Genomic DNA, 16,114 nt, shown 5'->3' with positions numbered 1-16,114 from the left:
TTTAATTTATTTATTGAAGCGTGCAGTCAAGTCATCGTGCAATTCTTCATAGCCTGGCTTATTAAGCAAACCAAACATGTTGCGTTTATATTCCTCAACACCTGGTTGGTTAAACGGATTAATGCCATTTAGGTAACCAGAAATTGCAATTGCTAATTCAAAGAAGTAAATTAAATAGCCAAGTGTATGTTCTGTTTGATCAGGAATATTAACTGTCATTACCGGCACACCACCATCAGTATGAGCCAAAACAACGCCTTCATAAGCACGTTCGTTAACATAATTCAAGCTCTTACCAGCTAAAAAGTTAAGTTGGTCCAAGTTACGGTCATCAGAAGGAATTTCAACATCATTAGTTGGATTTTCAACACGAATAACTGTTTCAAATAAGTTACGCAAGCCTTCTTGAATGTATTGTCCTAATGAGTGCAAATCAGTTGAAAAGTTAGCACTTGATGGCCAAATTCCTTTATTATTCTTACCTTCTGATTCACCCATTAATTGCTTGCACCATTCACCGAACATTCTTAGAGTTGGTTCATAATTTTCAACAATTTCAGTAGTGTAACCTTTTCTGTACAAAATGTTACGCAAAGCGGCATATTGATATGGAGTAGCCTTAGTTACATCAGTATCTTGGTAATCACTGCGAGCATCAGCTGCCCCCTGCATCAATTGGTCAATATCTGCACCAGATGCCGCAATTGGCAATAAACCAACGGCTGACAAGACGCTGTAACGGCCACCAATATCATCAGGTACAACAAATTCTTCGTAACCTTCTGCGTCAGCTTCGGTCTTTAATGCACCCTTAGCACGATCAGTTGTTGCATAAATCCGTTTTTGGGCTTCTTCTTTACCATATTTCTTAATTAATTTGTCTTTAAAAATTCTAAAGGCAACTGCAGCTTCAGTGGTTGTTCCTGATTTAGAAATAACGTTAATACTAAAGTCCTTATCACCAAGCCAAACCATTAAGTCATGCAAGTATGATCCTGAAAGTGAATTACCACAGAAAACAATGGTTGGATACTTGTCTTTACCTTTGCCGTAAAATGCGCCGTTTAAGAACTCAACAGCAGCTTGAGCACCAAGATAAGAGCCACCAATTCCAATACAAATCAAAACATCAGAATCGCCCTGAATCTTCTTAGCCGCCTTCTTAATCCGGCTAAATTCATCCTTATCATAATCAACAGGCAAATCAATCCAGCCCAAGAAATCATTTCCTGCACCGGTGCCATCCTTTAATTCTTGAGCAGCAGCATTAACCAATGCTTGCATCTCACTAAGTTCATTTTCATGAACAAATGGCGTCAATTTAGTGCTGTCAAATTTAATTAAACTCATAAGTACGCTTCCTTAACTAAACAAAATATTCATTTCACAAGAATATTCTATCAATCTTATTTTGTAAATTCCAGTGATTTCTTTAATGTTTTACAAACTTATTACGCACAGACTTGAACACCCAGTAAAGTAAATATCCGATAGCAGCGCCGCAACTATTAAAAAAGACGTCGTCAATATCACTGACACCAGTTTCAAGCAAAAATTGCATCCCCTCAATCAAGATTGAAAAAAGCATTCCGGCCACAAGCACCCTTTTGAAAGTCTGCTTTTTTGAAAAAACAAGCGGCGTTAGAAAGCCAAAAGGCACAAAGCACAACACATTACCAAACGAATTATAGAAAAAGTCGAGTCGACTCTGAGCATACAATAATTTCCATGTTTCTTTTAAAAATACCAAGTTGATTTCGGTTAATGGTCGATTAAAATAAAAGGTCAGCTGCCACGGAAAATACGTGTTACGAAAAGTTGTGAGCATTAACACTAAAATAAGATAAAATGCAAATACCCACACACCAGCCTCGGACTTGATTGAGCGTCTGCGCCTGATTGCCATTAACCAAAATAAGCGGATGACGGCAAATAATAAAAAATATAAAATAGTTTTATCAATTGCCAGCATTGTCAACTTAATCAACGCAAAATGGTTGATTTTGGTGGCGAAGTTTTGCGCAATTATGTTATATAGCGGTCCTAAAAAAATCATGCTTAATCAATTCCTAAAAATAGAGTTTATCTAAATTATACTCATTTTTGCGTATACAAATCTTAAAAAAAGACTAATAATCGCTAAAAGATTGTCTCACGCTTATTAATCCTTTAAAATCATTGTTAAAGGAGCGTTTGTTTTGAAAAAAAAGAATCTAGCAAACTTCATGCAATCCCGAACAGGCTTTTTTGTTCTGCTCGTCTTGCTATTTGTCCTAAAGTACATCTTTGCGGCATACCATGACTTCAATTTGGGAATATCTGACCCCTACCAGCACATCATCATGTGGCTTAGCCCACTAGGCACAGCAATTTTGCTCTTGAGCGTCGGTTTTTATTTTCCTAAACCGATTGTTTCCTATTGTGTCATGCTATTAATGGACTTTGCTAATACTTGTCTATTATTTGCTAATATCCTCTATTACCGAGAATTTTCTGATTTTATTACGGTTAAAACTATTGCCAATGCCGGCAAGGTAGCGCCTGGCTTAGGTAAAAGTGCCGTTTCATTATTACAGCCAACGGATATTCTGCTGTGGCTGGACTTAATTCTAGTTATTGCCCTTTTAATAACGCATAAATTAAAAATCGATCAAAAGTCTTATGGACTCCTAACGCCGTTTACCATTACTTCATTCGGCTTTTTTGTTTTGACATTAAATATTTTTCTGGCCGAATCATCCAGACCGCGCCTCTTAAGAAACACCTTTGATCGCGCCTACGTTGTGAAATATCTGGGGCTTGACACTTACACTATTTATGACGGCATTAAAAACGAACAAACGGAGCAGGTCAACCGTAATGCTAACGCCGCCGATTTAAATAAAATTCTTAATTTTACCATGAAAAACAAGACACCTGCTAATGCCAGTTATTTTGGTAAAGAAAAAGGTAAAAACGTTATCGTAATTCACCTGGAAAGCTTCCAACAATTTTTAATTGGGTTAAAGGTTAACGGCAAGGAAGTTACCCCGTTCCTTAATTCAATTTATCATAACAAGCACACCATCAGCTTTGATAATTTCTACCATCAGGTGGGCATTGGTCGCACTAGTGATGCAGAAAACATGCTGGAAACTAGTACTTATGGCATTTCTGACGGGTCACTTTTTACGGCTCTTGGTGGTTCAAACACCTTTCAGGCTGCACCGCAAATTTTGCGCAAACACGGCAACTATACTTCTGCCGTCTTTCACGGTAACGTCGGTACTTTTTGGAATCGTGATGACGTCTATAAGAACCTAGGCTATAATTATTTCTTCGACCAGAATTATTTCAGTAGTAATAAGGATGATAAAAAAGAATACGGTGTTAAAGATAAGCTGCTTTTTGCTGAAAGTATCAAATATTTAGAGCGAATGCAACAGCCTTTCTACACCAAGTTCATCACTGTAACCAACCACACGCCGTTTTCAATGGATGAGCAGGACCTCGATCCCAAGTTTCAAACAACTGACACCAGCGATAAGACCATTAACAATTATTTTGAAACGGCTCATTATTTAGATGAGTCGGTACGAGAATTTTTTGCTTATCTGAAAAAATCCGGCTTGGCTAAGAACACGATGGTAGTTATTTACGGCGACCATTACGGCTTAACCAACTCTGAGAACCAAACTTTAGCACCGATTGTCGGCGAAAGCTCTGATACTTGGAGCAGTTACAATGATGCGCAGATGCAGCGTGTGCCCTTTATGATTAATGCACCTAATTTAAAGGGCAAAATTAACCACGAAGTTGCAGGTGAAATCGATGTCTTGCCAACTTTGATGCACCTTCTAGGAATCAGCAACAAGCACTACGTGCAATTCGGTAGCGACCTTTTGTCACGACATTACAAGCCTTGGATTGTCTTTCGTAACGGTACTATTATCAGTAAAAAATACGTGATTATTGGTGCCAAGGGTAAAAAGGGCCTTGTTTATGACCGCAAAACTGGCAAGCAAATCATCAACTTTACCAAGCAGGAAAAAGTTGAAATTGCTAGACTTGCCAAAAAGGCTAAACAGTCCCTAAAATATTCAGATTTGCTAAATAACCATAATTTATTGCGCTTCTATACCCCACAAGGTTTCAAGCCAGTTAATCCCAACCAGTTTGATTATCTAACCAATTTTCAACAAATGGAAAAAATCGAAAATAAGTTAAAGAACAAGTCAACGGCGCTAATTAACTTGCACCACAGCTCAACAACCAAACTTTACAAAACCGATGCTCCAGAACTCAAAGGGCATGAAGACGAAATCACTACCATTCCGGAATCCGTCCGCGGTAACCACCTTACTGAAAAGAAAAACAAATCTAGTAAAAACAAGAAAAAAGCATATAATTAATAATTATCGCTATTTAGTTAAGAAAGGAAAAGTTCAAAATGAAATTGATAATTATTATTATCTTACTAATTGTGTTTTTTATTGCGGGCTGCCGAGTTGTTCCGCAAAATAATGAGGGTTTAATTGAAACTTTAGGCAAGTATTCTAAAACAGTTAAAGCAGGGTTTGTTTTCATTATTCCCTTTATCCAAAAGATGCGGCGCGTTTCTTTGGCGATGTTCCCCGCTGAAATTTCCAAATATTCGATCATTACTAAAGACAATGCCGAAATTACAACAAGCTTAACCTTAAACTATCTGGTAACTGATTCTTACAAGTACTTCTATAACAACACTGACTCAGTTAAGTCCATGGTTGAATTAATCCGCGGACACTTGCGTGACATTATCGGACGGATGGACTTAAACGAGGCTCTAGGTTCAACAAGTAAAATTAATACTCAATTAGCAGAGGCAATCGGCGACTTAACGGATATTTACGGTATTCGCGTTGTCCGAGTCAATATTGATGAATTGTTGCCAAGTCCTGAAATTCAAAAAGCCATGGACAAACAACTAACAGCTGACCGTGAAAAAATTGCCGCAATTGAAAAGGCTGAGGGGGAAGCTAAAAATATTGAATTAACAACTAAAGCCAAAAATGATGCCTTAATTGCAACGGCTAAGGCTAATGCGCAGGCAATTAAAACTAAAGCTGACGCTGAAGCATATCGAATTACTCAGCTGCAAACTAGTTTGGCAGACGCTAGCGAGGGCTACTTTAAAAATCAAAGCCTAGACAGTTTTAATAAGTTGGCTGCTGGTCCAGATAATTTAATTGTCGTCAACAAGGACGAAATAACCAATTTGGGTAATTTACCAGCTGCTGCTAAAGTTTGGCATCAGGCCGAAGAAAAATAACTATAACAAGAAAGAGAACTTTATTTTGAAGTTCTCTTTTTGCATCTATTATTCAGTTAAATATTGTTCATAACCTTGATCATAAATTTTAATCGTAAATTGTGCTCCCTGTCCCATTTCGGAAGTTACTGAAACTTTGCCGCCATGCTGTTTAACAAGAGAAGAAACAATTGCTAGTCCTAAACCTGATTCACCTGTTCCCAATCGAGCACGTGACGGATCAGCTTTAAAGAAGCGCTCAAAGATATACTTCATTTGTTCCTTGTTCATCCCAATCCCGTCATCCTTGACTGTGATTTCCGTTCCGTGAATAATTCTGCGACCACTAAGCAAAATATGACCATTAGTAGTAAACTGAATCGCATTCTGCACCAAGTTGACAATAATTTGTGTTAATCGGTCACGATCAGCATAAATCGGCAGTTCAGACGGTACCTCTATCTCGAGCTGATCGTTAACTTTATCAGCATTCTGCTTTAGTTGAATGATCACATCTTCTAAAACCTTGCTGGCATTAAATTGCGTCTTACTTAAATTAATTTGATTATTGCGAATCTTTTCGTAATCCAAATTTTCGTTAACTAAGCGAATTAGGCGCTTTGTTTCCCGACGCATTAAGTCAATTGACTTTGGTTTGGATTCTTCTGGGATGGCATTATACTGCAATCCTTCCAAAATGCCATTAATTGTCGTTAGCGGCGTGCGCATTTCATGGGCTGCATCAGCCATAAATTGGTCGCGTCTCTTTTCCTGTGATTTGACTTCTTGATTATATTCTTTTAATGCTTGTACCATCTTATTAAAGCTAGCAGCTAATTGATCAATCTCATCATTGCCCTTCTGCTCAATCTGCACGTCAAAATTGCCAGAGCGCACTTTTTTGATTGCTCGTGAAAGACGATTAATCTTATTAGTTGAATAATAACTCAAAATAGTGCTCATGATTAACCCAACAAATAAGGCAATAATTAAAGCATTAATTAAATTACGCTTGGCTGTGTCAATTGGCCGTTCAACATCTTTAACAAGCGACCCTAGCCAAATTGCCCCAACAATCTTATGTCCACTCATCCACGGAACAATTACACCCGTATACGCATTTTTCGTATGACACAAATACGATTTTTCTTCATTATTATTTCTAATGTGAATTTCTTCACCGTGACTTAACACGGCAAAAACATTACCTTTTAAGCGGAGTAAATGACGACTTTTAGGATAAATTTGCATCCCCTGATTATTGAAAATATGCAGGTGAAGATCATCACCGCGCAACACAAACTGTAATTGATCCAAAAATTCCGAGTTAAGCATGATGGTCCCATTTTTTTGATCATTAGCAGCTAAGTCCCCTAATGATGAAGCATAATCGTCCATGCGCCGGTAATTTTGCTCATAAGATTGGGCTGTCACTGATTTAATCTCAGCATAGCCAATGATTGATACCGTTGTCACAATGATTAGCAAAAAACTAAGTAAGTGTTGATAGATTAGTTTCATTTCTTACCCTGCTCATCATCAAACTTATAGCCAACACCCCACACAGTTTGAATTACATCAGCACCAACCTTTTCCAATTTTTGCCGTAATTTCTTAATATGGGCATCGACAGTTCGCTCTTCGCCAAAATAGTCGTAGCCCCAGACGGCTTCAAGCAACTGCCCACGTGAGAAAACTTGCCTGGGCTTTTGCGCCATTGTATAAAGCAAGTCAAATTCCTTGGGCGTTATATTGGCCACCTTTTTGTTATCAAACAAAACTTCACGCCGTGCTTTAGAAATTTTGACGTGCTTGGTGTTAACATCATAATCACTAGTCTGCTTGGCTAATTTAGGATGACTTTGATTATCTTCAATCATAATCCGGCGGTGCAATGCCTTAATCCGCGCAATTAACGCTAGTGGGCTAAAGGGCTTGGAAACATAATCATCGGCGCCAACACCTAATCCCAAAATCTGATCGGCTTCACTATCACGCGCCGTTAACATAATAATCGGTACTGTCGGCGAAAGCGCGCGTACCTCCTTAGCAACCTGGATACCATCCTTTTTAGGTAAATTAAGATCCAAAGTAATCAAGTCGTATTCATCAATGTGTTCTTTGAACATTTCGACAGCCTGCACACCATCGACGGCAACATCTTCTGTCCAGCCTTCTTTAGCAAAAAACATCCCCATCATTTCAGCGACAGAACTATCATCTTCAACCATCAAAATTTTTAATTTCATTTTCGATCCCTAAATCCTTTAGTTCTTTCGTGCTTGACTTTATCCGGATCAACATAATCTGGTGGCAACTCATTGCGTTTAATTAAAAACCGTTTCAAACTTTTTTCGGTCGCAACAATTGGAAACAAAATAAAGAAGTAAAACGTCAATAACCAGATTAAAAAATACCGATCCCATTTTAACAGGTGAATGCCAATTCCAATTAGTAGTTGCAGTAAGCCAAAAAAGGCAAAATATATACTCGCTTTTTTCTGAGCAAAAGCAAAGCTACTTCGATTGACCTGTGCTAAGTATGACAAATAACCATATAGTGGATTAGCCTTTTTGGCTGGCTTAATTAACCAGATAAGTCCGACGACAAGCAAAATTGCGCCGCAAGCAATATAAATCATACTTCTTAATTTCCTTTTTAATGAATTTTAATTCTGCTTAGTAGGAGCAGACATTACTATTTTCATTTTACCAATGAACGAGAAGTCTTTCATCCGATTAGGAATAATGAAATTAGTACCAACCTTTAGCTTATAAGTCTGATCGCCAACTTGCAGTTGACCCTCTCCTTCAATAACAGAAACTAATAGGTAAGGGTGACCGTTTAAGCTAGTTTGCCACTGACCATCTAAATCAATTTGCCATAAATAAAAATGTGGTGACAGCGGTGGCTCAACTAAAATCTTAATAGTAGCTCCTTGCTCATTAGTTACTTTAATATCAATTGCCGGGTCAACATGTGGCACTGTGGTAACATCAATCGACTTCTGCGTGTGCAATTCACGCTGTTTGCCCGTCTTCTCATTAACTCGGTCATAATCACACAACCGGTAGGTAACATCACTGGACTGCTGGGTTTCAATTACCATAATTCCTTTAGTTAAAGCGTGAATCGTTCCCGCTGGAACATAGAAAAAATCGCCTGCCTTGACCGGCACCTTACGCAAAAGCTTGTCCCATCGCCCCCGATGAATCATATCAGCTAATTCATCACGCGTCTTGGCAGTATGCCCATAGATTAAATATGAATCTGGATCAGCCTGTAAAACGTACCAGCTCTCGGTTTTACCACTGTCATTCTCCACTTTTCTAGCATATTCATCATCAGGATGAACCTGCACTGATAAATTATCATTAGCATCTAGGAATTTGACTAATAACGGAAATTCTTTTTCCTTAGGATTGCCAAATAAGTCCGGATGTTCATGATAGACTTGCCGCAACGTTTGCCCCTTTAATGGACCTTGATTAACGAGCGACGCGTCATCTTTGTATCCAGAAATAATCCATGCTTCGCCTACTTTGCCAGCTGGAATATCATAATTAAAAATTGTTTGTAGTTTTCTCCCACCCCAGATTTTTGGTCTGAAATACGGTGTTAAAAATATTGGTTCCACTCTAATCACCTCATATTAAGTTTAAACTTTTATCGGATAAAAAAGGAATATTTTTATTAAATCTTTATTATGTGACTTATTATATAGATTTTCATACGTAAATGTAAACCTCCACCCAAATTAGCGGGCGGTGTTTTTAAGTAGTAGCTATATTTTAGGCTTAAATAAAATATTTAGCATGATTATATAAGTGTTAGCTTTAAAATATTTATAATATTTAAAATTATATTTCGGTAGATTGAAGTTGAACACTTACATGGTCAGACATTGACTTTAAGAATAAAACCGTTCATGTCATTAAAACTTTAGCACTTGGTATGAATAACAAGCAAATAATGCAAACGCCTAAAAGTCACATCTCTATTAGGTATCAAACGCTTAGTGATTATATGATATCAGTTTTCAAGCAATACCGAAAAAATGACATAATTATTTGTCCAATTATCTTCCATGGTGAAGGTAACAAATATGTTAGTTTAACTAAACCTCAGAGATGGCTAGATTCAATTTATAAGTATAATTCACAAATTACAAAACATATTACAGTTCATGGTTTCAGACACATATATGCTACTTATATGAAAGGCCAAATAGCCACAGATGTTCAAACTACTATGGGACACTTAAATATTCAAATGACTGAACACTATATCAACTCTACTAAAGACGGTCAAGAACGCTTACGAAATTATTTAAATGGATTAGGTATTTAAAATGTTTATTGTATCAAGTGCAAGCAAAAAGCCTATCAAATATTGATTTAATAGGCTTTATAGCTTTATTAGTGGAGATGAGGGGAATTGAACCCCTGTCCAAACGCATTCCGTCACTGACCTCTACGATCATAGTTATATTACTTGAACTTCACTAGTCCAAAACGCCATATAACAGGGCTAGGATGGACTAGCTAACCTGCTTAGGACTCTTTTTAACTATTCAGATGAGGTAGTTAAACGTAACTCACTAATTTGATACCTACTACTAGACGTGAGTAATCTAATATTAGGCAAGGCATAAGCGCTAAATTAAGCAGCTAATGCGTAAGAATTTTCTTTATTTGCAGTTAAAGTTCTGTGACGTTTTAATGTAGACGTGACCTACAAATCGCAGTCAATGCGAATCTACGCCTGTCGAATCCCAAAACATCCCCTTGAGACTCTCTAATTATAGCATAATTCACATCAACAAACGATTAAAAAGTTCAATTAATTAGTTCAAGTGAGCTAAACGAACAACATCACGTTCAATCATCAATTCCTCATCAGTTGGGATAATCATTGCCTTAACCTTTGAACCGTCTTTAGAAATGAACTTCTCGCCGTTAGACTTGTTAGCTTCAAAGTCTGGGTCCAAACCGATAAATTCAAAAGCCTTCATGACATTTTCACGAACGCTGCTGTCGTGTTCACCAACACCGGCAGTGAAGACAATCGCATCAACGCCACCCATTTCAGCAACGTAAGAACCAACGTATTGAATTACACGGTCAACAAAAATTTCACGAGCTAAGTTAGCCTTCTTGTCAGCATTATCTTCCAAATCACGCATATCTGAAGAAATTTCAGAAATACCAAGTAATCCTGACTTATCATTCAAAATACTAATCATTTGGTTAATATCAATGTTGTCTTTATTCATAATATATTGCAAAACTGAAGGATCAACATCACCTGAACGAGTACCCATTGTGATACCTGCAAGTGGTGTAAAGCCCATTGAAGTGTCGTAAGACTTGCCGTTCTTAACAGCAGTAATTGATGCACCTGAACCCAAGTGGCAAACTACCATCTTCAAATCCTTGGCATCTTTACCAAGCATTTCAGCAGCACGGCCAACAATGTAACGAACTGAAGTACCGTGAGCACCATACTTACGTACACCATATTCTTGATAATATTTATAAGGAATTGAGTACATGTAGTGTACCGGATCCAAAGTTTGGTGGAATGAAGTATCAAAGACAGCAACTTCTGGTACTTCTGGAAGCAACTTCATAAATGCTTCAATTCCCTTACCTTCAGCTGGGTTATGCAATGGTGCATATTCCTTCAAGTCATAAATTGCTTGTAATTTGTCCTTGTCAACGATTACTGAATCTGAGAATTCTTCCCCACCAGCAACAACACGGTGACCAACACCAACAATTTCACTTAAATCAGAAATAACTTTGTATTCTTCCAATGCTTTAAGCAACAAGTTAACGGCTGTTTCTTGATCTGGAATAGCTACTTCTTCCTTATGCTTTTCACCGTTGGCTAATTTGATTTCAAATGATGAACCGTCAATACCAACACGGTCAGCAAGACCTTCTGCTAATACCTTTTCTTCTGGTAAAGCAAATAACTTGTACTTAAAAGAAGAACTACCTGAGTTGATTGCTAAAACTTTTTTCATAAATAAAATTCCTCCATACATGTAACTTTGTATTTTCACAAATTAATGAATGTTATTAGTATACCACTCATTTAGCTTAACATTAAGCTTAATTAGCTCCTCTTGCTTCTTAATTGAGTCTAACTTTGTGAGCAAAACCTCGCTACTACTAATACCAGTGCCGTGATTTTGAAATACCAAGACTGATTTTTGGTTAAATTTATTCTGAAACATGTTGTCCGGCAACTCAACAATCGCCCGCAAGAAGACCTTTTCAGCAAGCCACGGCATAAAGTCAGCCCCAACTTTACCAGAAAGAATTGATTTGGGCACAACCAAAAAGGCGTAGCCTCCAGGCTGCAGATTTTTAATAATTTGTTCAATAAACAAAAGATGTGCGAATGAGTGCCCTTTTTCAGCTTTTGTTGCAAAATTAGTTGCATTATCATCAATTGGATAATAACCAATTGGCAAATCACTAACTACTGCTTCTGGACTTTCAAGCAGCCAAGGACTAAGAGCATCCTGGCAATACAAATCAATCTTGATTCCATTTAAATGAGCACCAACGTCGGCAAAGTTTAGCACTTCCTCGTCATTATCAATTCCAGCTAACTCATAATTCAGCTTAGAATGATTAGCCATTTTCAACTGGTTAACGACTTCATAAAGCAAACTGCCAGTACCAACGGCTGGATCAACAATCGTCAAGTCCTTATCTGTCGGCAATAACTTCTTCATCAGCATCGCAATAATTGTGGCAATTGCTGGTGGTGTCGGCATCTGATTGACATCTAATTCGTCTTCATTAATTGCTTTGAGGACTAGATAAGTAAAAACTTGTACCTTATCCTTCTGCGCTAAATGGTCATAATCCAATGCGGCATATTTTTGACTTAACTTAGCAACCGTGTCCTTATCTGGGGCACCCATTTCGACTTTAATCTTACCTGTTTCAAGATTATCAAAGGTCTCAGTTAAAGCCTCACCAAAAGTAACATTTAAGCTGTCCTGCAGACATTTAACACAGTCCAAAAATTTATTAAAAAGTTCTTCAATTTTATCCATGCTTAATTCCCCTTATCTCCTTACCATTTTAATAGAAAGAAGGTTATCGGTGCAAGCAAATCAATTGTTGACTAGATACTCAATTAATAGCAGGTCACTTTCCATACTGAAACGGTAAACTTCCTGATAAAATTGCAGGAATAACAGACAAGTGATTAACACCAAGACGCTGCTAAGTAACGCACTAGCTTTTACTTTTTGCTTTTTTAGCTTGTTCATTTTTCGCCTTCTTTTCCGGCTGTTTAGCTAATTTAAAATATAATTCGGACTGGCGGCCATCATCTTCCGTCACAGCAATCATTAGTTGCTGTGAATGAGTCACAAACTTCGCCTTACTAATATTCAATAACAGTGGCATATGTCCTCCTTCAATAGTTGTTGCCCGAATCATATTTTTATAAAAAGTTAACCAATAAATATTTTCATTATTATCTTGGTCTATTTTTACGATTTTTGCCTTTTTTGCCGTGGAAGCAGTGACATCAACATAGGCCAATTTCGTATGACTATCATGTAAAAAGCGGTTGAATTGCACATAAGAAAAAACCACATCGTCGGTATGATGTTCAGCTTTATTGGCCAAGGTCATGCTCTTTAGCAAATTTTGCAACATTAAAACAACCAACAAAGTTATAAAAACGGCAAACATGGCTTCGGCCAACATAAAGCCCTTATTCCTTAATTTCATAAGTTTTCTTGTCTGTTGTATCATAGACACTTTTTGCTCCTGCAGGTTGATAAACGCGATCATGAACGGTGATTTTATCTAAGTTGCTTTCTTTCAAGGCATGCCAAGCATAAGTTCGATCTGTCTTTAACTCGATTTGATGCTCATTCACCATACTGCTGCCAACAATTAATGCAATGAGAGTAACACCCATCACTGCTAAAACAAGTGCTACCATACTTTCTGCCAGTAAAAAGCCCTTTAACCGAAATCTATTCTTCAATTGCCCGCCCCCAAAGCATTTGTAACTTTATTTTTTGTGAATGCCGACCATCATCAATAGTAATGGTTTTGGGCGCCAGTATTCCATTATTTGTAATCAACGTTGTCTTCTTAAAACCGTAGATAGTAATTGTTGAAGCGATTTGGATATTTTGAGAAAAGTTATCACCTTTAAAAGTAAGTATCTTTGTGTCTGGCTGATATACTATTGTAACTGACTCATGTTTAATCGTACTGTACCGCGCCGCTTGCTCAATGGAACTTTTAACTTCTTTAGTAGTATTATTGAGAACTATCTGCTGGCGATATGCGGAAATTTCAACAGTTCCAAGCATCACTAAGCTGAGTGCAATCACTAAGCACACAACCATTTCAACTAATGTAAAGCCAGAAAATTTAACTTTAATTGCCTTTTTCAACCACACCATTATTTACCGTATAATTCTTGGATTTATCAAGTTGATTTTTGGTCAAATAACCATCTTCGAACATGTTTTGGAAAGTAATATCTTTACCTTTGCGGTCCTTGTCCTCTTCATATAGATCGGCCTGAGTTTGCAAAGTTGTCTTAAAGGCATCTTCAGTACGATCAGCAGCACTTTGTTTTTGCTTAGTCAAGTTAGGTGCAATAATCAAAAGCAGCAACACAATAATGGCAATGACTACCACCATTTCAATCAACGTAAAGCCTTGTGCCTTACGACTTTTAGCTAAAATCTTTAATAAATATTGTTTAAACTTTTTCTTCATTATAATCTCCTTAAATCTGCTGCATCATGGCATACATTGGCAGCAGCAACTTTAAATACATCCCAATAATGCACAATCCAATCAAAATAAAGCAAACTGGTTGAACATTAACGATTAATTTTTCAATTTTACTAGTTAAATCCGTAAATAATGTTTGTCCGAGTAGTAAACAGCGATTACCTAAATCGCCCTTAGTTGATCCCGTCTCAAGCAAAATTACTAATTCATCTGGCAAAAATAATTCCTGCTTAATAATCTCCTGCAAACTCTTGCCCTTAGCTAACTGCCGATTTACCTTAGCACCAAGATACTGCTGTAGCGACCCTTTTTCCTGATTAGCCGCATATTCACACATCTTTTGCAAGGAAAACCCGCTCGCAACCAATAAGCCAATATCATAAACTAAAAGATATTTGACATACACTTTGACTGTTACACCAATGACTGGGTAATGCGCCAATTTTTTTAGTGAACGGTAATCTTGCTTACGCAAAAGATTTAGAACTTGTGTGAAATAATAGAGAAATAGCAAGCCTAGACCTAGTATGCCTACCAACAAGACATCACCCGTGTGCTCGTTAGAAGACGAAAATTGACTTGACACAAAGGTCTGCATAAAGACAAGTAATGCAACCATCATTACGACTAACACCACTGGGTATGACATTTCAGTTTTCAACTTCTTAACTTGTTCATTTTTCAGGCGATTTAATGTAGCTAGCTGCGACAAACAATCAAGCAGATTTCCCTGCTGCATTGCTAATTCGACTTGTGTCGCAACTGTTTTACTAAAACCCACTTGCCACATTTCCTGACCTAAATCGGAGCCCAAAGTCATTCTTTGGCTTAAACCTGCTAGCAGCCTTCTACGTTTTGGCCATAATATCGGCATTAATTCCAAACTGGTACTAAGAGAAAAGCCATTAGCCAGGCTATTTTGTAAATAGTCAAAAAAGGCTAGCTGCTCTTGTCCTGTCAACTTACCCTTCTTGAAATTGCTCATAGATTGGTGCACTAATTTCACCTCGCTGTTTCAATTCTGCTAAATTCTCCGGCCACTTAACAAAATTCCCTCGTTGAGTTTGTCCAATACTATCCTGCAAATCTTGTCCGCTGACAATATCGAGTAGGCACGAAAAGCCATTGGCAGTTGGCAAGAGTCGCTGGTAAGATACAGCTGTTAAACAGTTGCTTAGCTCATTTTGATTAATCTGCAAGCTCTCTAATCGCGAAATTGTCTGCAGTGTACTCTTAGCATGGACAGTTGCTAGCACGAGATGCCCACTTAGTGCGGCATCAACTGCTAATCTTGCCGTTTGAGCATTTCGAATTTCGCCAATAATTAAAATATCGGGACGGTGGCGCAAAGCTGCTTCTAGCAAGCGCGCATAACTAATTTCAGCTTCATCATTAACCTGAGTTTGTAGAAATGATGCTTGATGAATTTCAACTGGATCCTCAATTGTCATCACCATTTTCCCTTGCCCAACGGCTTGCGCCAACTTATACATCGTCGTAGTTTTGCCAGAGCCAGTAGGGCCACTTGTGACAATTAAGCCGCGCCGTTTAGCCAACTGCGTTAATTTTTCAATTTGCTCAGGTAAAAAATACTGGCCTGACTGTACTTGATAAATAATGCGCAGCACCAAGGACTCACAACCGGTAAAGTCACCAATACTTGATAAACGCAGATAATACTTTTCCTGATCATAATCATACGTTAGTGCTCCAACTTGCGGCCTACGGTGCTCCGCAATATCCATTTGTGCACCATACTTGAGAAAGTTAATAATTTCTTTTCCTTCATTTAACGTAAACGCCGCTTTTTGACTAATCCCCACAATTGTTCGCAAGTTGACCACCATTTGCTCACCATGTACCAAGAAGAACATGTCGCTAGCGTGTTCAGCAATTGCTTCTTCAATCAACGAATTGACTGTTTCCTTAATCCGCATAAAAAACCTCCTTTGCTTGCACTCTACAAGTACATACGCAAAAGAGGTGAAAAATTTTTTGTAAATAAAAAATCACTCAAAAAATTGAGTGATTAATCGTTATTTTATATTAA

General features: G+C 37.7%; 17 protein-coding genes and 1 other RNA gene. 2 read left to right on the top strand and 16 right to left on the bottom strand.

From position 1 onward, the window contains the following. Positions 1–6 precede the first annotated feature (6 nt). Both PT287_RS08145 and PT287_RS08140 read right to left on the bottom strand, forming a co-directional pair. Positions 7–1,350: a glucose-6-phosphate isomerase gene (locus PT287_RS08145; RefSeq protein ID WP_277134083.1), complete on the bottom strand. Its 1,344-nt coding sequence runs from the start codon at positions 1,348–1,350 to the stop codon at positions 7–9. Between the two features lie 82 nt (positions 1,351–1,432). Beyond that, a complete protein-coding gene (locus tag PT287_RS08140) occupies positions 1,433–2,056 on the bottom strand; it encodes a VanZ family protein (protein ID WP_277134082.1) in 624 nt (207 codons plus the stop codon). Positions 2,057–2,198: 142 nt separating this feature from the next. On the opposite strand from PT287_RS08140, the gene PT287_RS08135 reads away from it, so the two are divergent. Both PT287_RS08135 and PT287_RS08130 read left to right on the top strand, forming a co-directional pair. After that, positions 2,199–4,391 (top strand): LTA synthase family protein, encoded by a 2,193-nt coding sequence (locus PT287_RS08135; protein WP_277134080.1) that lies wholly within the window; start codon positions 2,199–2,201, stop codon positions 4,389–4,391. Between the two features lie 38 nt (positions 4,392–4,429). Continuing rightward, positions 4,430–5,290, top strand: coding sequence for an SPFH domain-containing protein (locus PT287_RS08130; RefSeq protein ID WP_277134078.1), 861 nt, complete (start codon positions 4,430–4,432; stop codon positions 5,288–5,290). Positions 5,291–5,338: 48 nt separating this feature from the next. Here the strand turns inward: PT287_RS08130 and PT287_RS08125 are convergent, their stop codons facing one another. The 14 genes from PT287_RS08125 to comGA form a co-directional block, all read right to left on the bottom strand. Beyond that, complete coding sequence (locus PT287_RS08125; protein WP_277134076.1) at positions 5,339–6,790, bottom strand: HAMP domain-containing sensor histidine kinase; 1,452 nt, start codon at positions 6,788–6,790, stop codon at positions 5,339–5,341. Then, on the bottom strand, positions 6,787–7,518 hold the full coding sequence (locus PT287_RS08120; protein WP_277134074.1) for a response regulator transcription factor: 732 nt from the start codon (positions 7,516–7,518) through the stop codon (positions 6,787–6,789). Before PT287_RS08120 ends, PT287_RS08125 begins: the two co-directional genes overlap by 4 nt. After that, a complete protein-coding gene (locus PT287_RS08115; protein WP_277134072.1) occupies positions 7,515–7,910 on the bottom strand; it encodes a hypothetical protein in 396 nt (131 codons plus the stop codon). Before PT287_RS08115 ends, PT287_RS08120 begins: the two co-directional genes overlap by 4 nt. Positions 7,911–7,937: 27 nt before the next feature. After that, positions 7,938–8,906: a mannose-6-phosphate isomerase, class I gene (gene manA, locus PT287_RS08110; protein ID WP_277134070.1), complete on the bottom strand. Its 969-nt coding sequence runs from the start codon at positions 8,904–8,906 to the stop codon at positions 7,938–7,940. Between the two features lie 782 nt (positions 8,907–9,688). Continuing rightward, positions 9,689–10,056, bottom strand: a transfer-messenger RNA (tmRNA) gene (gene ssrA / locus PT287_RS08105). Positions 10,057–10,115: 59 nt separating this feature from the next. Then, on the bottom strand, positions 10,116–11,300 hold the full coding sequence (locus PT287_RS08100; protein ID WP_277134068.1) for an acetate kinase: 1,185 nt from the start codon (positions 11,298–11,300) through the stop codon (positions 10,116–10,118). Between the two features lie 42 nt (positions 11,301–11,342). Then, on the bottom strand, positions 11,343–12,347 hold the full coding sequence (locus PT287_RS08095) for a class I SAM-dependent methyltransferase (protein WP_277134067.1): 1,005 nt from the start codon (positions 12,345–12,347) through the stop codon (positions 11,343–11,345). A 60-nt stretch (positions 12,348–12,407) separates the two neighbouring features. Next, entirely contained in the window at positions 12,408–12,566 is a 159-nt protein-coding gene (locus PT287_RS08090) for a hypothetical protein (protein WP_277134065.1), read from the bottom strand. Continuing rightward, complete coding sequence (locus tag PT287_RS08085) at positions 12,532–13,035, bottom strand: ComGF family competence protein (protein WP_277134063.1); 504 nt, start codon at positions 13,033–13,035, stop codon at positions 12,532–12,534. The genes PT287_RS08090 and PT287_RS08085 overlap by 35 nt, the downstream gene beginning before the upstream one ends. Beyond that, a complete protein-coding gene (locus PT287_RS08080; protein WP_277134061.1) occupies positions 13,019–13,297 on the bottom strand; it encodes a hypothetical protein in 279 nt (92 codons plus the stop codon). The genes PT287_RS08085 and PT287_RS08080 overlap by 17 nt, the downstream gene beginning before the upstream one ends. Then, positions 13,287–13,724, bottom strand: coding sequence for a prepilin-type N-terminal cleavage/methylation domain-containing protein (locus tag PT287_RS08075; protein ID WP_277134060.1), 438 nt, complete (start codon positions 13,722–13,724; stop codon positions 13,287–13,289). Before PT287_RS08075 ends, PT287_RS08080 begins: the two co-directional genes overlap by 11 nt. Beyond that, the gene (gene comGC, locus PT287_RS08070; protein ID WP_277134058.1) at positions 13,699–14,046 is read right to left on the bottom strand and encodes a competence type IV pilus major pilin ComGC; all 348 of its coding nucleotides are present in this window, start codon (positions 14,044–14,046) and stop codon (positions 13,699–13,701) included. The genes PT287_RS08075 and comGC overlap by 26 nt, the downstream gene beginning before the upstream one ends. A 10-nt stretch (positions 14,047–14,056) precedes the next feature. Continuing rightward, positions 14,057–15,049, bottom strand: coding sequence for a type II secretion system F family protein (locus PT287_RS08065; RefSeq protein ID WP_277134178.1), 993 nt, complete (start codon positions 15,047–15,049; stop codon positions 14,057–14,059). Further along, positions 15,027–16,001 (bottom strand): competence type IV pilus ATPase ComGA, encoded by a 975-nt coding sequence (comGA, locus tag PT287_RS08060; protein WP_277134056.1) that lies wholly within the window; start codon positions 15,999–16,001, stop codon positions 15,027–15,029. Before comGA ends, PT287_RS08065 begins: the two co-directional genes overlap by 23 nt. Positions 16,002–16,114 lie beyond the last annotated feature (113 nt).

The sequence above is a fragment of the Lactobacillus sp. ESL0679 genome, from assembly GCF_029433515.1.
Lineage (GTDB): Bacteria > Bacillota > Bacilli > Lactobacillales > Lactobacillaceae > Lactobacillus.
Note: the sequence above shows the minus strand (reverse complement) of the source record. Positions and strands in the feature narration are given on the sequence as shown.